Consider the following 18,674-nt stretch of genomic DNA (forward strand, 5'->3'; position numbering starts at 1 on the left):
GTGTAGATCGCCTGCTGACTGATCGCTTTAACCGAACTTGAAGACGGAGAACCAGGCTCAATCAAGATAGGTAGTGCATAGACACCAAGCCCAAAACCAAAACCAAAAGCACCCACGGCTAAGTGGGTGCAAAGTAAAACTAACTTTTTCATCGCGTACTCCCTTATGCTTAAAGAGAGTATTATTGAATACTCTTAAAAATACAAAGAGATATAACGCTTTGATATCCTATTTTTGGTAATGAGTCGCCGTACGCTGAGACAATTCGACAATCACTTTTACCGCTTGCTCCATGCCTTGAATGGTAATGAACTCATGAATACCGTGGAAGTTATAGCCGCCAGTGAAGATATTCGGACACGGTAGGCCCATGAAAGATAAGCGAGCGCCGTCTGTACCGCCTCGGATCGGTTTGATCATTGGCTCAACATCGCACTCAATCATCGCTTGCTTCGCTAATTCAATAATATGTTGATGCGGTTCAACCATCTCTTTCATATTGAAGTAGCTATCGGTTAGCACCAGCTCAACACGGCCTTTCTCAAGACGCTCATTCAGCTCATCCACTTTCTGTTGCATGAATGCCTTACGCGCTTCTACACCCTCACGTTCAAAATCACGGATGATATAACCCAGTTCAGAGCGAGCTACACCCATTTCAGCTGACTTCAGGTGGTAGAAACCTTCATAACCCTCTGTGCACTCTGGTGTTTCTTGCGTTGGCATCATCAATTGGAATTGCGCCGCGATGTTCATCGAGTTCACCATTTTACCTTTTGCGGTACCTGGGTGAACATTCACGCCATGACAGATAACATCGGCGCTCGTGGCATTAAAGTTCTCAAATTCCAACTCCCCTACCGGGCCACCATCAATGGTATACGCCCATTCGGCACCAAACTTCTTAACATCAAACAAGTTAGCACCACGGCCGATCTCTTCGTCTGGCGTGAAGCCAATACAAATATCGCCATGTTTAACGTCTGGGTTCGCTTTGAGGTAAGCAATTGCACTGATGATTTCAGCGATGCCCGCCTTATTATCAGCCCCAAGCAGAGTCGTACCGTCAGTCGTAATAAGGTCATGGCCATGCAAGGTATCAAGATCAGGGTATTGGCTTGGATTCAGGCATTCACCGCTTGCACCTAATTCTATCGTTCCACCTTGATAATCTTTAATCAGCTGTGGTTTCACGTTTGCACCGGAAGCATCAGGAGCGGTATCCATATGCGCGACAAAGCCAATGGCAGGCACATCGTAATCGACATTCGACGGCAGTTTCGCCATCAAATAGCCATTTTCATCTAAAGAGACATCAGCTAACTCTAATGCGATCAATTCTGATTTTAAGGCTTCAGCAAATGTAATTTGACCCGGTGAACTTGGGCACTGCTGATTAGAAGGATCGGATTTAGTATCAAAAGTAACGTAATTCAGAAAACGTTCTACAAGCTTTTCCATAATTCATCTCACCATGGATTAAGTAATTGATTTACTGACTTTATTATTCATATAGATAAGCGAGGCATTGTTAAATAAATACGTACGCAGAGTCAGTAGCGAGGTTTTTCATCTTACGCCCCTGACCATCTATGTAATTGCTCTACATCATTATTGTGCGAAATTAGACGAGCTTCCTATACTTGAAATCAGAGGGTTTCGTCAGTTCAACATTGCATACGGATGATAAGAGATCGCTTTGTACGCATTCTACGCCCTCCACTCTCAGCCTATAAAAAGTACAAAGTGGATGATGATCACCCTTTATCCTTGATGCAGAATCTGTCATACGTTACACGGAGACACAGTTATGACGATTAACAAATATTTCATTTTATCTCCTCAAGCCTCTGAGGAAACACTTCAACCAGCATTAACTGAGAAAGAAGTTCAAAGGCAGGAAGCTCTAAGACAGGCGCAATCTCAAGGTGGTTTTGACACCAACGCGACCTCGTAACTTTATCAACACTCAGAACTTGTTTATAGAACCCCTAATAAAAGAGCTCTACTTCTCTATGATGTAGAGCTCTTTTGTCTTTGACTCTTCTTCTCTCTGTCTATGATGCCTATTCAAGCGTCGAACCCATTCACGTTTTGTGACTCCCCTGCTTTATATCTATAGCTCCACGACTATGCGGCTAGCTCATTCGCTACGTTGAGAAATGACTCATTAAACTCCCCTCAGCCATACCTTGTCGTGTCATTTTGTGCTAATAATTTATATTCGTTTTCATTCCTCACTCGCTCTCTTTTCAAAAACTCTAATGCGAGTACCAGAGAACTTAACCACAGGAATCCCGAATTCAATGGAATATTCAAAACTAGGAAGTAGTCAAATTCCCGTTTCCCGCATCTGTCTTGGCAGCATGACTTGGGGGTTGCAAAATACGCAGCAGCAAGCCGACCAACAGATCGAATACGCACTAAGCCAAGGTATTAACTTCATCGATACTGCAGAAATGTACGCGGTTCCGCCTTCTCCAGAGACCTACGGCAAAACAGAAGCGATCATTGGTAACTGGCTATCGCGCCACCCGCAGCGCCGCCAAGAATTGATCATAGCGAGTAAGATTGCAGGCCCAGGCCTCCCTTGGGTTCGAGATGGTGGTCCTATAACGGGTGAAGCCGTAATCGAAGCGGTTGATGCGTCATTAAAGCGTCTACAGACTGATTATATCGACCTATATCAACTGCATTGGCCAAATCGAAGTACACCTCACTTTGGAAAACAGTTCCCAAATCAAATTCGCTTCAGTGATATCGACCGAAAGCAGCATGAAGGGGAAATGTTGGAGATCCTTCAAGCCCTAGCGAGCTGCGTTAAAGCAGGAAAAATCCGTCATGTTGGTTTGTCTGATGACACCACTTGGGGCATCAACACCTATCTCAAGCTGAGCGAAAAACACGATTTGCCGCGCATGGTCTCGATTCAGAATGAATTCAACCTACTTCACGCAAAAGACTGGCCGTATCTGATTGAGAACTGTGTGCATGAAGATGTCGCTTACCTGCCTTGGTCGCCGTTAGCCGGAGGAATGCTCAGTGGAAAATACATTGATGGTGCAAGACCGGAAGGCAGCCGCTGGACATACATGCAGCGTAAGGGCATTTTCCGCGACACCGAATCTGCCAATGAAGCGGTAAAAGGATATGCAGAAGTCGCGAACACTCATGGATTTACGCCGAGCCAGCTTGCATTAGCATGGTGTAATCAAGTCGATGGTGTTACCTCATCCATCATTGGAGCGACCACGATGGAACAGCTCAAAGAAAACGTAGCCGCTTTCAGCAAGCCTCTATCAGAAGAGATACTCACTGATATCAACACAGTGTTTAAGCGCTACCCTGTCCCATATTAAGCGGTCAGTTCTCCCAGCCTTCTCAGTTCGCCTAACTTGTTCAGCTTAGTCTTTGGTAAGTAAATCAGATAAGAGCGTGCTATTTAGTACGCTTTTCTTTTTGTAAGCGGGTCGCTTTTGCTTTTTATGTGGATCGCATTGAGCTATCACGCTTTTGGTTCTCCAACCTTTGCTCTATAATGCGCGGGCTTATATCTAGGATAAAAACATGATTTCAAAAAACCAATTAAAACTCCTTCGTGCTTTGGGCCAAAAGAAACAACGTAAAGCCCACGGCTTGTTTCTAGTTCAAGGTGAAAAGAACGTTCTTGAGCTGTTCAATAGTGACTTAGTCGTGAAGAACGTCTTTGCTACCGCTGATTTCTTATCTGAAAATCACGCTTCACTGTTTGAGTTTGATTGTGTTGAAGCCTCGCTAGATGACCTAACCAAAGCAAGTACTTTGGTCAGCAACAATGCAGCGATTGCTGTCGTTGAGATCCCAACATTTGAACTGCCAAAAGCAACAGGGCTGATGATTGCACTAGATGGCGTTTCAGACCCGGGCAACCTAGGTACGATTATTCGTGTAGCAGACTGGTATGGCGTTAAGCATATCGTTGCGAGCAGCGATTGTGCAGACCCATACAACCCTAAGACCATCAGTGCAACTATGGGTAGCTTTGGCCGAGTACACGTAAGCCAAACAGACTTACCGGCTTATTTAGAACAAGTGAACCTACCGGTTTACGGCGCGTTCTTAGAAGGCGAAAGTGTTCATAAGACAGAATTTACTGCCAATGGCATTTTGCTAATGGGCAGCGAGTCTCACGGCATTCGTGAACATGCGGCTAAATACGTAACGGATAAGATTACGATTCCTGCATTCGGTGGCGCGGAGTCTTTGAACGTAGCAATGGCGACAGGTATTATTCTCGACAACATGCGTCGTCAGCATAGCTAGATTTCATAAGCTAACGATCCAATCGACAATGTTCAGGTATTAAAAAAGGCGTATTGATTAAATCAGTACGCCTTTTTATTTGAGTTCTTTTCAACAACTACTTTTCTAACATTGCCAACTTATCAGACACACCATTCCACTTTTCAGCTTCATCCATCGGTGCTTTTACTTCAGTTTGCACAGGCCAAATCTCGGCAAGCTCGGCATTCACTTCAATAAAGATCTTTTGATCTTCTGGCAGTTCATCTTCTTGGAAAATCGCTTGAGCATCACATTCAGGTACACATAAACCACAATCAATGCATTCGATTGGGTTGATTACCATGAAATTCGGGCCTTCATGGAACGCATCTGCGGGACACACTGCCACACAGTCTGTGTATTTACATTGAATACAGTTATCGCCTACGACAAATGCCATGATGCTCTGCTCTATAAGTTAGTCAAAATTGAAGAATGGAGGATAATACTCATCCCAAGGCAAAATTCAACATCATACGGCTCTAATATCGTGTCTATTTGCTCCATGTTTCCAAATTAGTATGACAGATAAATCAATTTCTCGTAAAATGCGCGCCATTGTGAGCTTATCGCTTCTTTCAACATCAGCGTTTTCATCAAACTCTGTATTAAGAAACGATCTAGCTAAGACACCTATAAAAACGAGACATCAAAATGATACGTTTAACCGAAATTAAACTCCCACTAGACCATGAAGAGTCAGCCATTCAAGACGCTATTGAAGCAAAGCTTGGCATTAACGCTGATCAGGTACTTTCTTTTAATATCTTTAAACGTGGCTACGATGCTCGTAAGAAATCAAAAATCTTACTTATCTACACGCTTGATGTTCTCGTTGAAAACGAAGCTGAGTTGTTAGAACTATTCATCAGCGATCCACACGTAAAAGTGACTCCTGACATGGAGTACAAATTCGTGGCTAAAGCGGTTGAGAACCAAACTGAGCGCCCTGTCGTTATCGGCTTTGGCCCTTGTGGTTTGTTCGCAGGCCTAGTGCTTGCTCAAATGGGTTTCAACCCGATCATTGTTGAGCGCGGTAAAGAAGTTCGTGAACGTACGAAAGATACCTTTGGTTTCTGGCGTAAGCGTACACTGAACACTGAATCAAACGTACAGTTCGGTGAAGGTGGCGCAGGTACATTCTCTGACGGTAAGCTATACAGCCAAGTTAAAGATCCAAAGCACTACGGCCGTAAAGTAATCGAAGAATTCGTAGCTGCTGGCGCACCAGAAGAAATTCTATACGTAAGTAAGCCACACATCGGTACCTTTAAACTGGTTACCATGATCGAGAAGATGCGTGCTTCTATCATTGAGCTAGGTGGCGAAATCCGTTTCAGCACTCGCGTAGACGACGTTCACATGGAAGACGGTCAAATCACTGGCCTAACGCTTTCTAACGGTGAAGAGATTAAAACTCGTCACGTAGTACTGGCTGTTGGCCACAGTGCTCGTGATACGTTTGAAATGCTGCACGAACGTGGCGTTTACATGGAAGCTAAGCCTTTCTCTGTTGGTTTCCGTATCGAACACAAACAGGCGATGATCGATGAAGCTCGCTTCGGCAAGAACGCGGGCAACCCTATCCTAGGTGCTGCGGACTACAAACTCGTACACCACTGTAAGAATGGCCGCACTGTATACAGCTTCTGTATGTGCCCGGGTGGTACTGTGGTTGCAGCGACTTCTGAAGAAGGCCGCGTAGTAACCAACGGCATGAGCCAATACTCTCGTGCAGAGCGCAACGCAAACAGTGCCATCGTTGTGGGGATCGACCCTGAACGCGATTACCCAGGTGATGCACTAGCAGGTATCCGCTTACAACGTGAATTAGAAAGTGCCGCTTATGTTCTAGGTGGCGAGAACTACGACGCCCCTGCACAGAAAATCGGTGACTTCCTGAAAGGTCGTGATCCAAGTGAAATCGGTGAAGTAAAACCATCATTCACACCGGGTATACACCTAACTGATATTTCAAAAGCGCTGCCTGATTTTGCTATCGAAGCGATTCGTGAAGCAATCCCAGCGTTCGAGAAGAAGATCAAAGGCTTCTCTACACCAGACGGTCTACTAACAGGTGTTGAGACTCGTACGTCTTCTCCTGTCTGCATCAAACGTGGCAAAGACTACCAAAGCATCAACCTTAAGGGCTTCTTCCCTGCTGGTGAAGGCGCAGGCTACGCTGGTGGTATCCTATCTGCTGGTATCGATGGTATTAAGGCTGCGGAAGCGCTAGCACTATCAATGGTAGAGCAGAACCAAGCGGAGAAGATTGAGATCGCTTAAGGTCTCGATTTATTTATCTAAATTGGTTTGTATATCTAAATCAGATAACAGCTAGCAAATATCAAAAAGGGCTCAATGAGCCCTTTTTTAGATATTGTACTAACCATCGAGATTAATACCGGTAGATGCAATTACTCTTCGTTTGACTTGATTTGGTCTGAGTTCCACTTCCCTTCATGAATAGCTGAATTGACGTCTCTTCTTGGTAGCCAACCCATGGTTTCTAGTTCGGGTTTATCTTTGAAGTGATCAACGTAGCCGATGCATAAGTACGCCACGATATCGATGTTTTCTGGGATATCTAATGCGTCTCGTAGTGTTGAATCGTGAAGAATACTCACCCACCCTAATCCGAGGTTTTCGGCTCTAGCTGCCAGCCATAAGTTTTGAACCGCACACACGGTGCTGTACAGATCCATCTCTTGTTTAATGGTTCGACCTAGCACGACCTTTCCGGTTCGATTACGGTCACAAGTCACGCAAATACCGATAGGTGATTCGACGATGCCTTCTAGTTTTAGGCGCTTATACATCGCTTGTTTTTCATCGGTGAACATTTCCGCGGATTCTGCATGAGCCTGATTAAAACCGGCTTTGATTTGTTGTTTGGTTTCGATATCACGGACAACGACAAAGTCCCAAGGTTGCATAAAACCAACACTGGGCGCATGGTGCGCTGCGGTTAGCACACGCATCAAAACGTCTTCTGGGATCTCATCAGGAAGAAACTGACCACGAACATCTCGGCGAGAAAAAATTGTTTTATATACTGCATCGCGTTCATTCGGCGTAATTTCCATACATCCCTGTCTTATCGTCGTCTTATTGAGCCAGTATTATCTAACTAAAGTGTCTATGTTACTAGCGGTACACAAGCAACATGGTAGAATGCCGCCATTAATCTTATCCTTGTATAAGATTGTTGAACCTTTCCATCGCTATTTAGCCAAATCATACCGAGAAACTTATGCCATTTTCCAAGCTTGGATTAAGCTCACCTATTGTTAAAGCCGTTGCAAAACAAGGCTATGAAAAGCCAACCTCTATTCAAGAAAAAGCAATTCCGATTGTGCTTTCTGGTAAGAACCTAATTGCTGCTGCACAAACAGGTACAGGTAAAACTGCGAGCTTTGTTCTCCCTATCTTAGAAATGCTAAGTAAAGGTGAAACACAACGTAAAAAACGTATTCGTGCTGTTATTCTGACACCAACTCGTGAGCTTGCGATTCAGGTTGAGCAGAACATTACTAAGTACGCGAAGTTCCTAAACCTAACTTCATTAGCAATGTATGGTGGCGTGTCTTACCAACATCAAAAAGACCGCTTGATTGAAGGTGTTGATATTCTTGTGGCAACACCAGGTCGTTTAATCGATATGTACGGACAACGTGCCGTTCATTTTGATGAAGTTGAAGTACTGGTTCTTGATGAAGCCGACCGCATGCTAGACATGGGTTTCATCGAAGACATCAACAAGATCATCGCGCGTTTGCCACAAAACATTCAAAACCTGTTGTTCTCAGCAACGCTATCAACGCCAGTGCGTGCGCTAGCGAAAAGCGCAATCAGTGAAGCAGAAGAGATTTCTATCGCCAAAACTGACGCTTCTAAAGCGAACATCGAACAATGGTTGGTGACCGTCGATAAAGACCGTAAGTCAGCACTATTAAGCCACATGATCACTGACGGTGAGTGGGATCAAGCGCTTATTTTTATCGAGACTAAGCACGGCGCGGCTAAATTGGTTGCTCAGCTTGAAAAGCGTGGTATCGAAGCGGAAGCTTTCCACAGTGGACGTAGCCAAGCGATTCGTGAAAAGATTCTGGCTGATTTCAAAAAAGGTCGCCTAAAATATCTAGTAGCGACAGGTGTTGCCGCTCGTGGTATCGATATCGACAACCTAAGCCGCGTAGTGAACTACGACATCCCATTCCCAGCGGACGACTATGTTCACCGTATTGGTCGTACTGGCCGTGCTGATGCGTCTGGCGAAGCGATCTCTTTCCTATCGAAAGACAACTTCAAGAACCTGTGCATTATCGAAAAACGTCTTGGTCACCTGATTGAGCGTCGCGTTGTTGAAGGTTTCGAACCACGCAAAGAAGTGCCAATCTCTGTATTGAACTTCGTGCCTAAAAAGAAAAGAGATCTGCAGCAACCTGAGTAATTTCAGATTTAGAAAATGAGAAAGTCCGCATTAGCCAAAACAAAAATAAGACGAAGCCCAATGTGGCTTCGTTTTGTTCTTTGAAATACAAATCAAACTGAGGCAATAAGATGATCACTCCTATCGCAACGAGATTAACCCGAGGCCAAGATCTAAAGCTTGAGCTCCAAAAGCTTGTGACAGCGCACAACATCTCAGCGGGCTCTGTCGCGTCGTGTGTAGGATGTGTTTCTCAACTCAATATTCGTCTGGCTAATGCAAACAACACCAAGCTAATCAAAGCTCCGTTCGAAATTGTGTCTGTAATGGCAACGCTAACCCCAAACCACCAGCATGTTCATATATCCGTTGCTGATGAAAATGGCGATGTGATTGGTGGACACTTGCTTGAAGGGACGATCATCGCCACCACCGCTGAATTGATTGTTCACCGCTACGATACTTTGACCTTCAACAGAGAGCATGATGATTCGACGGGTTACACTGAGCTCACTATCAGCAGCAACATACAATAGATTGACCCATAGCAACACCAGCGCCCCAATAAAGCGATACAACTAAATAAATAGTATTAGGAAACACGATGGCTCCAAATTCCGCAGACTCCGTTATCGTTCTCGATTTCGAAACCACAGGCTTATCACCAAACATGGGTGATCGAGCGATAGAAATCGGTGCGGTTAAATTAGTTAACGGCGAAGTCGTCGACACCTTTCAGCAACTCATGAACCCAGGGTTTCGTGTTAGCGGGTTCATTGAAAGCTATACCGGGATCAGTAACCGCATGTTAAGCACAGCGGCCAGTTGTAGTGAAGTAATGGATGAGTTTGCAGACTTTATCCAAGGCAGCCAACTTGTTGCTCACAATGCGTCGTTTGATAAGCGCTTTCTCGATGCGGAATTAGACTTTATTGGTCGAGACTACACAGGCAAGTTCGCTTGCTCAATGTTGATTGCTCGCCGCCTAATCCAAGATGCGCCGACTCATAAGCTAGGCGACCTTGTGCGTTTTAAGAATATTGACAACGACGGTACTTTCCACAGAGCGTTAGCCGATTCAGAAATGACAGCACGGTTGTGGTTATTGATGATTGATGAGCTTCAAAGTGACCACGGCATTCAACAGCCGAGCTTTCAACTGATGCAGAAAATATCTAAGACCGCTAAAGGCTCTATTCCAAAGCTGCTGATGAGCAATCGCAATTAAAACCCTAAAGCTCAACACATAGAAAGAAACAAAGGCTGACTCGTTTCACGAGGTCAGCCTTACCATATACCGATGTTATTTAGAGCCGTACTACTCCTGCAGTGCTACCAACGTTGATTTAAGGCTTTCTAACTCATTCATAAAATAAGACCATTGCTTATCACTACTCACTGCCGCAATATCCACTAAGAACTTCGCTGATGTCTGCATATTCTTTTCAAGCTTAGACTCCAGTTCTTGCGGATAATAAGCTTCATTGTTCAAAAGCAGGTTCATAATAATTGGCTGCGCAATATGTAAGTCAGTCTTCTTTTGCATGAGTGTTGTGAGATCTTGGTATGTATTATTTTGATATTGGCGCCAGTTATCGTTGGTATTTACCCACTCTTGAGACCAAGTCGAAATAATCTGTTTTTGCTCTTTCGATACCGTCCCTAGCCATCGTTCTACCCTATCTTCTATTCGACTCCGATATCGCTCTCTCGAATCTTCATCATCCAATGATAATCTTTCTTCGTAATACTCTTGCTGCTTCTCTCTAAAATTCTTTAAGAATTCGTTATCTTGCTCAGGAGTAAACTGCATACTTAATGCATAAATATCAGGAGAGAACTTATTAACGATAGAGCGAATATGATTTTTAGTTTGTTCACTTTGGTCAATGATAAAAGCTGAATTCATATCAGAACGATCTAGATTTTGAATCGCTTCTAATTGCGAGATATACAGCGGTAGTTGAGTTTCTTTATGCCACTGCTGTAATAAGTCGAGGCGCTCTTCGAGCTCGGATTCTTGACTATTCGATAGAGAAACAAAGTCTTCAATATAGCTAATCGCAAACCAGCTTATATTGTTATAGGCAAATTTAGTCCCGCAGCCAGCGAATACAAAACAGACTAATAAGACTAACCATCGACACTTTCTCATTTAACCCTCTCACGATATTCAGTAAAGCCACAAATCCATTAACTCACCGTTTTAAGGTTAGCTCTGGTTCTTATAACGCTCGTTTTAGCTCTTATAAAAGTAGCCTTAATAGGAGGTGGCCGTAAAAACTTTGAGATAAATTGAGACTCAGACTTGCTAATCTAACTATTTCGGCAAATGATTAAACTAAAAATAATTAATGGCAGTGATGTAACTTGATTTTTATTGCTCATTTGACGTAACACAAACCCTTTAAACGAATGGTTTGCTTGTTTTCAAATGATTAATATTTGGGAGGTAAGCTATGGCCGCTACTCCTCATTATACAAGCGAGTTAGAGTACGAGCTTTGTTATTTTGACGATGGAAGACTAACCACAATTACGATATCCGCTAATAATCGACAGGAAGCGATGACTTGGTATCTTAGCGAAGGAGGACATATCAACGATTTCTATTCGATTAGACCCGACGAATAAACGTTTGATACGTCACTAACTGTGGAACACCCTTTACTGCGTTATCACTAGCATGACTAGCAGTAAAGGGAGACAATCTCGAATTACTTCAGAATTCGGGCGCGGAACTGACGGCCCTTCATTTTACCTGATTCGATTTTACCTAATGCTTTCTTAGCCATTGATCTTTCTACAGCAACGTAAGCACGCATCGCGAACAAGTTGATCTTACCTACTGATTTACCATCAATACCGCCTTGGCCTGTCAACGCACCAAGAATATCACCTGCACGAAGTTTAGCCTTCTTACCACCATCAATCTGGATAGTAACCATGTTTGAGTAGTATGGTTTAGCAATTGGTTTTGCTGGCATCTGAGACGGTTCGATTGGCATATCCATGTACTCATCAATTTGAGCAACACGGTGCATCTCTTTTTCGCTAAAGAAGCTGATAGCGACACCTTTGCTTCCTGCACGTCCAGTACGACCGATGCGGTGTACGTGAACTTCAGGATCGCGAGACAACTCAAAGTTGAACACAGCATCTAGGTTATCAACATCAAGACCACGAGCAGCCACATCCGTTGCAACCAAGATAGAGATGGTTTTGTTTGAGAACTGAACCAAAGCTTGGTCACGTTCACGCTGTTCCATGTCGCCATGAAGCTCGATAACACTGAAGCCACGGTGGCTTAGCTCGTCGTTTACGTTCTGTACTTCTTTCTTAGTATTACAGAACACAACCGCTGATTCTGGTTGATGATGAAGAAGCAGTAGTTCTAATGCATCATCACGAGCTTCAGTACCTTCAACTTTGTAGAAATGTTGTTGGATGCTTGAGTGATCGTGCGTTGATTCAACCTTCACCATTTCTGGGTTACGCATGATGCGATCTGCAACAGATTTAATCTGTTTAGGGAAAGTCGCACTGAACAATAACGTTTGACGATCTTTTGGTGCCGCTTCAATCACTGCATCCAAAGCATCTTGGAAGCCCATTTCTAGCATGCGATCGGCTTCATCTAAAACAAGTGTGTTCAACTCAGACAGGTCAATACGATCTTTCTCTAGGTGATCAAGGATACGACCAGGAGTGCCCACAAGAATGTGTGCGCCATGCTCTAGTGAACCAATTTGTGGTCCCATTGGCATACCGCCACAAAGTGTCAGCACTTTAATATTGTGAATACCACGAGCAAGAGTACGGATCTCTTTTGCTACTTGGTCTGCAAGCTCACGAGTCGGACATAGCACTAAAGACTGAACACGAAAACGCTTAACGCGTAGGTTCTGCAGCACGCCTAAACCAAAAGCAGCTGTTTTACCTGAACCCGTTTTACCCTGACCGATAACATCCTTGCCATCCAGAATAGTAGGAAGACTTAACGCTTGAATAGGCGTCATTTCAGTATAACCAAGAGAATCTAACGTATTTAGAAGCTCTGGTTTAAGGGCGATTGAAGAGAATTTTGAAGTGCTCAATGGAAATATCCAACTGGTGAAAAACAGAGTGCATTATGAGTGTTTTTGAAAATTATTCCACTTTAATCACAGTTTTGAAGAAACAAACAACCATAACAAATATTTATCGGTTAACTGTGTTAATCAACCATAAAATACGGAATACTATAAAATCAAGTAAAAACTCGTTAACCCCTTAGGATTCATCAGCATGGAAAAAACTTCGTTGCGAAAAGGCTTCACACTATTGGAGCTGGTCGTTGTCATTGTCATACTCGCCGTTATCGCTGTCATCGCGGCTCCACGTTTTTTATCTATCGCTGATGATGCAAGGGAAGCAACAAGCCGCGCACTATTTGATAACTTCCGTGCTGGAGCTGAGATCTACCAAGGAGCTTGTTTAGCTAGAGGTGGAGATGTCACTGAGCTACAAGGACAAAACACTTCAGATTTCAATATTGATGGTATCTATTCTAACTTTTCAGGAAGCTGTTATCCTGTTCGCAACAGCAACGCAGGGGTGCGTAGAGATATCAACAACGCGAGAGGCTGTTACGAACTGTTCCAAGACATCGTCAACAGTGATCATTTCGAAGATATCAACTTTGGTAGCGGTGGTTGGAAAAATGGAGAAACGGTTAAGGAAAGTGAGTTGATAGCGGCTCGTGATGCAGGTTATCAAGTGTATATACATCAAAGATCGAAATACTTTTCATACTGTCACTACTACAACATCGAAGGTGATTTAAGTAATGCTCCTTACCTGCTTTACAATGCGGTTGATGGCACTATGGTCTCGGGGACAAAAAACCTGTCGAACGGATTTACTTGGACAAATGAACTATTAGAGTACCCAGTTGCTACTCCCCCGCCATACGACAAATAGCTATTCACAATGAGCCGTTTCGAAAATACCCATTTTAGAAATTAATGAACACGTCTCAAAACAAAAAAAGCCAGCTTTGTTAGCTGGCTTTTACTTCTATTTTGAATCGTTTCCTATGGCACACCGTGGCCTTTAGATGCAACCCATACGCGATACCACTGCTCACGAGTCAGCTCGATTTTCAGTGAATCAACGGCTGTCTTCACGCGTTCAATCTTACCTGAACCAATAATCGCAATCGGATTAGACGGTAAACGACGAACCCAAGCGTAAATTACTTGGTCAATGCTATCTGCACCCACTTCTTGACGAATCGCCTCTAGCTCATCACGAACGCGAATCGCTTGCGCTGAATCGCCACTGAAGATGCTACCACCACCGAGACAAGACCACGCCATTGGACGAATACGGTTCATCTGCAGTTGATCCAGCGTGCCATCATGGGCGACTTCGAAGTTCAATGGATTGATTTCAACTTGGTTAGTCACCAGTGGCTTACCTAGTCGAGATTGCAGTAAGTCGAACTGACGCGGTGAAAAGTTAGAAACACCGAAATGCTTAACTTTACCTACCTTATGTAGTTCAGCGAACGCTTCTGCTACTTCATCTGCATCCATAAGTACGTCTGGGCGATGAATCAGTAATACATCCAGTTCGGTTACACCCAAGCGCTCTAGAGAATTATTTACTGATTGGTAAATATGGTGCGCGCTGGTGTCATAGTGATTGATCTTACGATCTGGAGTGTGGTCACCACACAAGTTGATGTCGCACTTGGTGACGATTTGAATATCATCACGGAGGCTTGGCTCAAGCGCTAATGCTTCACCAAACAACTTTTCACATTGGTAGTTACCGTAAATATCCGCGTGATCAACAGTTGTGATACCAAGATCAATGTGCTGCTTCAGGAAAGTCAGGCGTTGTTGCGGGGTCATGCCCCACTCTGCTGTACGCCAGTATCCTTGCACCAACTCAGAAAGTTCTGGGCCTTGTGGCGCTGTCGTTACTCTTGCAACCATGGGTTGTCTCCTTTATCAATACTGCACGTATCCTAAGCTCGTTTTACCGAAGGCTCAACGTATAACAAATGGCAAAGGTAAACGCTTACTAAAAATGTGAGAGCCACAGAAAAACGAACACTTAAATGAATAATAGCTTGCTGTCTGCCCGTCAACCGTTCTCCTGAAAGGCTTGTTTACTCTGATGAATGACAAAATCATCTATAAATTTGAACAATTAGAGACGATTTAGTTCAACCGTTAAGTTGTCACCATCACTATGTAACTGAATCCAAGGAGCTGAAGAACGAGAAGAAGATGAGGAAGAATTAGGCACATTCCATACACTCATTTGCTCAGAGGAATGATGTGGTGAGTTGATGAATTCTACGAGTTGTTTATCTACCTTGTCGTAACCAACTCCCTCACGTTTCGCTTGTTCGAGTTGAGCGACGACATCAAACTCATCCTCTCCAATCCGAATTGAGCTAAGAGCAAAGCCATCTTGACGAAGATATGCCTGAAGCTTTGTGTAACTTAGATTCGAATATGGCAGATTAAGGCGAACCACTTCGACGCTTGAGTCATCCAACTCCAGTTCAACATAAACATCCAAATCGTAATATTGGGTTAAGTCACTGCACAACAGAGTGCCTTCAACTTCGCCACAATCCATAAGATCGATATCGTTAATATAGTTTTGAGAACTCGGCTGAGTTGGGTCGCTATTGAATACCGTTCGCAACCACCAGCTTTCACTCGCTTGCGCAGAAAATGAAAAGGTACTCAGAGCCAATAACAAAGGTAGGATTAAGACAGGAAGAGTTCTCATTATTTGTGCTTATTTCACGCAGTACGAAGCAACCATTATACGCGACCAATCAACAAACAACCGCTCAAGCCACAAATTTTAGGCGAAAAAAAACGGGCATACATGCCCGCTAGATAAATTCTATCGCCGAATAACGTAATCCGTCACGTTGAGAACCATTACGGAACTAACAATACCATTCCGACGACCTACATACAATATGTCGTACTAATTATTTATAACCACCTTCTATTGCAGGCTCTTCAAGCGATAATCTAACTTTGTTACGCTGAATAGCTTCTGGCGGCAAACTGATGAAGCCGTATTGGTTCAACACGGCTTGATGCTCTTCCGACAGAGTAAGCCCCACAAAGAACTTCTCTTGTTCCGTAAAGCCTTTGCGATGCGCTGGAATATTCAGGTACATATAATAAACCGTTGCTAACGGGTAGCGACCAGAGAGGATCGTTTCCTTGTTCAAGTCGTAGTTCACGCCTAGATTATCAACCACACTTAGCCATTTCACATCAGAAATTTGGTCCGAGTAAACCGTATAACCAATGGCAGCTTCTTCATCTTCAATCTTATTAATGAGGTCAGGTAAATCCGCTAAGAATTGAGTATGAGCATATTCTCCTTCCGTTCCACATTCGACCCAGCTTGAAAAGGTGGTGTGCCCTTTTAGGTTGTGATCGATAGCAAAAGGCAACATATGAGTATCTAGGCTTTCACCGTTACGAATATCACTGCTTGGTAACCATTTAGGGTGCTTGGGATCGTTAGAACAACCAAACACATCGATAAGTTCAGCAACACTAATGGATGTGGCTGGGTTATTCTCATTCGCCAGAATAGCTATTACGTCGGCTGTAAACATTAGCTCAGTCGGTCTGTAGCCGTAGCGCATGTCGAACCTAGCCATCTCTTTGTCAGTCCATTTTTTGGAAGTAATACCAACACGTGAGCGTTGCATGATCATCTGCTCAGGGACACTGTCACTCAACAAAATTTCTAAGTCGATTTCTTTGCTCTCAAGCAAATCTTTAACAAGCCCTTCCATGTTCGGTTCAATCGCGACCAAACCAATATCACTCACGTCATTCGCTAACGTTGATACAGAAAAAAATGCAGGTACAGCAGCAAGCAGTAAGCCCGATTTATTAGATGGACGTTTCATTACTGGCCTCCTACTGGATCAATCGATGTCTTAGATTCAACATCACTATTGCTGTCGAGCTGCATCTCTGAGGTAAAGATATTCCAAGATGGATTTACTTCCATGCTTTCTGTTTTTAACACCGCAATGGTTCTACGCTTACGCTTGTGAAGGTGCTGAGTTAAACTGGTTATCTGAGTAAATTCTTGTTCGAAAATTCGCTCTCCATCGATACCTCTGTCAATCAGAGCGTCTCGAATCACCCCAGTCCTTTTCTTGGCCAGTGCTTTGTTATAAACGTTAGTACCTTCTGAGCTCGTATCACCAACTAAGGTCACTGATGCATCTGGTTGCTCACCCAGTAAACGCACTAACTCGTTGAGAACGGCCGTGTGTTCAGGTTTTAGAACGTATTTATCGAAATCAAATGCTACGCTTAACACTTCAACATCTTCGACAATTTTCCAGTTTGCACAGCCTTTAATGTCTACCGTCACACCTTCTGGTGTATCAGCACAAAGATCTCGTTGGTTAATCACACCATCACGGTCATCATCCGCGAGATCATCAATTTGATGGCGAGTCATTGTCGTGTCGGGCGTTTCTGCACAACCCATTAGCAAGATAGAACTCAGTAGTGCTAGTTTAAAATATCTCATTACTTGTTCTCCCCTTGCCACTCTTCTGGGTGTTCAACCCTTAATGCGTAGGTCAACATGCCCATCGCGTTCAATACGCGGTATGCCGCTAACGTTTGATCGTATTCAGTGCTGATGAAGTTTCTTCGAGCCAAGAACACTTCCACTTTTGCATCGAGCACATCTAGCAAGCTTCGTCTGCCAACATTAAATTGTTGAATATAACCAAGCTCTGCAATTTTTGCTGCATCCACGTTCTGTTGAAGAAGGGACTTTTGTTGTTCAAGCATCTTGTAGGCGTTCCAAGCGAGCTGAGTGCCCTCTTTAACCTCACGCTCCGTTCTTAATCTGATTGCTCTTGCTTCTTCAACTCGCCACGCAGATGATTCCACGCGAGAGTCGGTAGAGAAGCCATTAAACAAGTCGTAATCCATCGTTAACATGATACGCGCATCTTCATCGACACCACCCGGTGGGTTAGACACGTTGTCATTTTTGTTGGCATGAAGCTCGAGTTTAAGCTCTGGGTAGTAATCCCCCTTCTCACGGCGCATCTCTTTACGAGCGGCGTCAATATCAAGCAAAGAGGCTTGGATTTCAGGGTGATTTTCGACAGCCTGTTCAAGCGCAACCTGTGCTGAGCTTGGTAACAAAGCATAGTCAAAACGTGGATAAACCAAGTTCACAGCAGGCTTGCCTACTAAGCGTAGGTACTGAGTTTGCAAATCAAACAGGTTGTTTTGAGCAGCGATTAATGAAGATTGCGCCGTCGCAACACGCGCCGAGATCTGAGCAAGATCCGAGTTGCTACTCAAACCTTTGCTCTTTTTATCTTGGATATCTTGGTAGATCTCTTGGTGTTCTTTTACGTTACGCTTAGACAGTTCAAGCAGTGTCTCTGCTTTGAGGATATCGAGGTAGTTTCTCACCACATCTAACGAGACGTTTTCAGCTCGCGAAATCAGAGTTAGACGCTCAGCTTCCGCTTCGAAGGTTAATCGGTCGACATTCGACGTCGTTTTAAAACCATCGAACAGTAACTGGGATACTTTAACGCCAATTTCGGTTCTCGTTAGGCCTCTATCATCGGTATCGAGTTTGCTGCCACTGTTGTAGCGTGTCTCTTCATAACCTGCTGCTGCGTACAAGTTCACTTGTGGCATATACAAACCACTCGCCGCGTCTCCGTCTCTTACCACCGATTGATATCGGGAGTACTGCGCCAATATCTCTGGGCTATAGTCGATGGCAAAGGCCACGGACTCTTCTAATGACGCTGCTTGAGACAGTCCACTCATTAGTAAGCAAGAAGAGAGTAAGAATTTTGAATGCATTACACTTCCTTTTATATT

Annotated in this window: 19 protein-coding genes; 9 read left to right on the plus strand and 10 right to left on the minus strand. The window is 43.9% G+C overall.

The window, feature by feature from the left end; translation table 11 throughout:
* Positions 1-228: 228 nt before the first annotated feature.
* Entirely contained in the window at positions 229-1,461 is a 1,233-nt protein-coding gene (pepT, locus tag OW495_RS09790) for a peptidase T (protein WP_289886233.1), read from the minus strand.
* Between the two features lie 349 nt (positions 1,462-1,810).
* Between pepT and OW495_RS09795 the strand changes: the two genes are divergently transcribed.
* The 3 genes from OW495_RS09795 to OW495_RS09805 all read left to right on the plus strand — a co-directional run bounded on the left by OW495_RS09795 (position 1,811) and on the right by OW495_RS09805 (position 4,302).
* Positions 1,811-1,957 carry a hypothetical protein gene (locus OW495_RS09795; RefSeq protein ID WP_004731758.1) on the plus strand — a complete coding sequence of 49 codons (147 nt, stop codon included), beginning with the start codon at positions 1,811-1,813 and terminating at the stop codon, positions 1,955-1,957.
* A 349-nt stretch (positions 1,958-2,306) separates the two neighbouring features.
* Positions 2,307-3,359 carry an aldo/keto reductase gene (locus tag OW495_RS09800; protein WP_289886236.1) on the plus strand — a complete coding sequence of 351 codons (1,053 nt, stop codon included), beginning with the start codon at positions 2,307-2,309 and terminating at the stop codon, positions 3,357-3,359.
* 208 nt (positions 3,360-3,567) lie between these two features.
* Complete coding sequence (locus tag OW495_RS09805) at positions 3,568-4,302, plus strand: RNA methyltransferase (RefSeq protein WP_289886240.1); 735 nt, start codon at positions 3,568-3,570, stop codon at positions 4,300-4,302.
* 97 nt (positions 4,303-4,399) lie between these two features.
* Here OW495_RS09805 and fdxA read toward each other — a convergent pair whose 3' ends face one another.
* Positions 4,400-4,723: a ferredoxin FdxA gene (gene fdxA, locus OW495_RS09810; RefSeq protein ID WP_004731764.1), complete on the minus strand. Its 324-nt coding sequence runs from the start codon at positions 4,721-4,723 to the stop codon at positions 4,400-4,402.
* Positions 4,724-4,977: 254 nt separating this feature from the next.
* On the opposite strand from fdxA, the gene OW495_RS09815 reads away from it, so the two are divergent.
* Positions 4,978-6,609 carry an NAD(P)/FAD-dependent oxidoreductase gene (locus OW495_RS09815; RefSeq protein WP_289886241.1) on the plus strand — a complete coding sequence of 544 codons (1,632 nt, stop codon included), beginning with the start codon at positions 4,978-4,980 and terminating at the stop codon, positions 6,607-6,609.
* A 131-nt stretch (positions 6,610-6,740) separates the two neighbouring features.
* On the opposite strand, the gene bluB is transcribed toward OW495_RS09815, so the two are convergent.
* A complete protein-coding gene (gene bluB / locus OW495_RS09820) occupies positions 6,741-7,409 on the minus strand; it encodes a 5,6-dimethylbenzimidazole synthase (RefSeq protein WP_065104568.1) in 669 nt (222 codons plus the stop codon).
* A gap of 167 nt (positions 7,410-7,576) precedes the next feature.
* Here bluB and OW495_RS09825 point away from each other — a divergent pair, with 167 nt between their 5' ends.
* The 3 genes from OW495_RS09825 to OW495_RS09835 all read left to right on the plus strand — a co-directional run bounded on the left by OW495_RS09825 (position 7,577) and on the right by OW495_RS09835 (position 9,983).
* Complete coding sequence (locus tag OW495_RS09825) at positions 7,577-8,776, plus strand: DEAD/DEAH box helicase (protein ID WP_009844775.1); 1,200 nt, start codon at positions 7,577-7,579, stop codon at positions 8,774-8,776.
* A gap of 110 nt (positions 8,777-8,886) precedes the next feature.
* Positions 8,887-9,291, plus strand: a complete 405-nt coding sequence (locus tag OW495_RS09830; RefSeq protein ID WP_289886245.1) for a DUF296 domain-containing protein — start codon at positions 8,887-8,889, stop codon at positions 9,289-9,291.
* A gap of 68 nt (positions 9,292-9,359) precedes the next feature.
* Complete coding sequence (locus tag OW495_RS09835) at positions 9,360-9,983, plus strand: 3'-5' exonuclease (RefSeq protein ID WP_017098680.1); 624 nt, start codon at positions 9,360-9,362, stop codon at positions 9,981-9,983.
* Between the two features lie 90 nt (positions 9,984-10,073).
* On the opposite strand, the gene OW495_RS09840 is transcribed toward OW495_RS09835, so the two are convergent.
* Positions 10,074-10,910 (minus strand): DUF6279 family lipoprotein, encoded by an 837-nt coding sequence (locus OW495_RS09840; protein WP_289886247.1) that lies wholly within the window; start codon positions 10,908-10,910, stop codon positions 10,074-10,076.
* Positions 10,911-11,214: 304 nt separating this feature from the next.
* On the opposite strand from OW495_RS09840, the gene OW495_RS09845 reads away from it, so the two are divergent.
* Positions 11,215-11,388 carry a hypothetical protein gene (locus OW495_RS09845; protein WP_016798853.1) on the plus strand — a complete coding sequence of 58 codons (174 nt, stop codon included), beginning with the start codon at positions 11,215-11,217 and terminating at the stop codon, positions 11,386-11,388.
* 83 nt (positions 11,389-11,471) lie between these two features.
* On the opposite strand, the gene dbpA is transcribed toward OW495_RS09845, so the two are convergent.
* Entirely contained in the window at positions 11,472-12,851 is a 1,380-nt protein-coding gene (gene dbpA / locus OW495_RS09850; protein WP_017109063.1) for an ATP-dependent RNA helicase DbpA, read from the minus strand.
* Positions 12,852-13,041: 190 nt separating this feature from the next.
* Between dbpA and OW495_RS09855 the strand changes: the two genes are divergently transcribed.
* Complete coding sequence (locus tag OW495_RS09855; RefSeq protein WP_289886248.1) at positions 13,042-13,716, plus strand: prepilin-type N-terminal cleavage/methylation domain-containing protein; 675 nt, start codon at positions 13,042-13,044, stop codon at positions 13,714-13,716.
* Between the two features lie 113 nt (positions 13,717-13,829).
* On the opposite strand, the gene OW495_RS09860 is transcribed toward OW495_RS09855, so the two are convergent.
* The 5 genes from OW495_RS09860 to OW495_RS09880 form a co-directional block, all read right to left on the minus strand.
* Positions 13,830-14,738, minus strand: a complete 909-nt coding sequence (locus OW495_RS09860; protein WP_102313505.1) for an aldo/keto reductase family oxidoreductase — start codon at positions 14,736-14,738, stop codon at positions 13,830-13,832.
* A 217-nt stretch (positions 14,739-14,955) separates the two neighbouring features.
* The gene (locus tag OW495_RS09865; protein ID WP_289886249.1) at positions 14,956-15,549 is read right to left on the minus strand and encodes a hypothetical protein; all 594 of its coding nucleotides are present in this window, start codon (positions 15,547-15,549) and stop codon (positions 14,956-14,958) included.
* Between the two features lie 211 nt (positions 15,550-15,760).
* Positions 15,761-16,705, minus strand: coding sequence for a substrate-binding domain-containing protein (locus tag OW495_RS09870; RefSeq protein WP_289886250.1), 945 nt, complete (start codon positions 16,703-16,705; stop codon positions 15,761-15,763).
* On the minus strand, positions 16,705-17,343 hold the full coding sequence (locus OW495_RS09875) for an OmpA family protein (RefSeq protein ID WP_065111395.1): 639 nt from the start codon (positions 17,341-17,343) through the stop codon (positions 16,705-16,707). The genes OW495_RS09870 and OW495_RS09875 overlap by 1 nt, the downstream gene beginning before the upstream one ends.
* Complete coding sequence (locus OW495_RS09880; protein ID WP_065678872.1) at positions 17,343-18,656, minus strand: TolC family outer membrane protein; 1,314 nt, start codon at positions 18,654-18,656, stop codon at positions 17,343-17,345. The genes OW495_RS09875 and OW495_RS09880 overlap by 1 nt, the downstream gene beginning before the upstream one ends.
* Positions 18,657-18,674: the final 18 nt, after the last annotated feature.

The organism is Vibrio sp. 14N.309.X.WAT.E.F5 (assembly GCF_030397615.1).
Classification (GTDB): Bacteria; Pseudomonadota; Gammaproteobacteria; order Enterobacterales; family Vibrionaceae; genus Vibrio; species Vibrio lentus.

Coding starts and splice junctions, on each gene's coding strand:
- pepT (WP_289886233.1), bottom strand. CDS start 1,461: ATGGAAAAGCTTGTAGAACGTTTTCTGAATTACGTTACTTTTGATACT.
- OW495_RS09795 (WP_004731758.1), top strand. CDS start 1,811: ATGACGATTAACAAATATTTCATTTTATCTCCTCAAGCCTCTGAGGAA.
- OW495_RS09800 (WP_289886236.1), top strand. CDS start 2,307: ATGGAATATTCAAAACTAGGAAGTAGTCAAATTCCCGTTTCCCGCATC.
- OW495_RS09805 (WP_289886240.1), top strand. CDS start 3,568: ATGATTTCAAAAAACCAATTAAAACTCCTTCGTGCTTTGGGCCAAAAG.
- fdxA (WP_004731764.1), bottom strand. CDS start 4,723: ATGGCATTTGTCGTAGGCGATAACTGTATTCAATGTAAATACACAGAC.
- OW495_RS09815 (WP_289886241.1), top strand. CDS start 4,978: ATGATACGTTTAACCGAAATTAAACTCCCACTAGACCATGAAGAGTCA.
- bluB (WP_065104568.1), bottom strand. CDS start 7,409: ATGGAAATTACGCCGAATGAACGCGATGCAGTATATAAAACAATTTTT.
- OW495_RS09825 (WP_009844775.1), top strand. CDS start 7,577: ATGCCATTTTCCAAGCTTGGATTAAGCTCACCTATTGTTAAAGCCGTT.
- OW495_RS09830 (WP_289886245.1), top strand. CDS start 8,887: ATGATCACTCCTATCGCAACGAGATTAACCCGAGGCCAAGATCTAAAG.
- OW495_RS09835 (WP_017098680.1), top strand. CDS start 9,360: ATGGCTCCAAATTCCGCAGACTCCGTTATCGTTCTCGATTTCGAAACC.
- OW495_RS09840 (WP_289886247.1), bottom strand. CDS start 10,910: ATGAGAAAGTGTCGATGGTTAGTCTTATTAGTCTGTTTTGTATTCGCT.
- OW495_RS09845 (WP_016798853.1), top strand. CDS start 11,215: ATGGCCGCTACTCCTCATTATACAAGCGAGTTAGAGTACGAGCTTTGT.
- OW495_RS09855 (WP_289886248.1), top strand. CDS start 13,042: ATGGAAAAAACTTCGTTGCGAAAAGGCTTCACACTATTGGAGCTGGTC.
- OW495_RS09860 (WP_102313505.1), bottom strand. CDS start 14,738: ATGGTTGCAAGAGTAACGACAGCGCCACAAGGCCCAGAACTTTCTGAG.
- OW495_RS09865 (WP_289886249.1), bottom strand. CDS start 15,549: ATGAGAACTCTTCCTGTCTTAATCCTACCTTTGTTATTGGCTCTGAGT.
- OW495_RS09870 (WP_289886250.1), bottom strand. CDS start 16,705: ATGAAACGTCCATCTAATAAATCGGGCTTACTGCTTGCTGCTGTACCT.
- OW495_RS09875 (WP_065111395.1), bottom strand. CDS start 17,343: ATGAGATATTTTAAACTAGCACTACTGAGTTCTATCTTGCTAATGGGT.
- OW495_RS09880 (WP_065678872.1), bottom strand. CDS start 18,656: ATGCATTCAAAATTCTTACTCTCTTCTTGCTTACTAATGAGTGGACTG.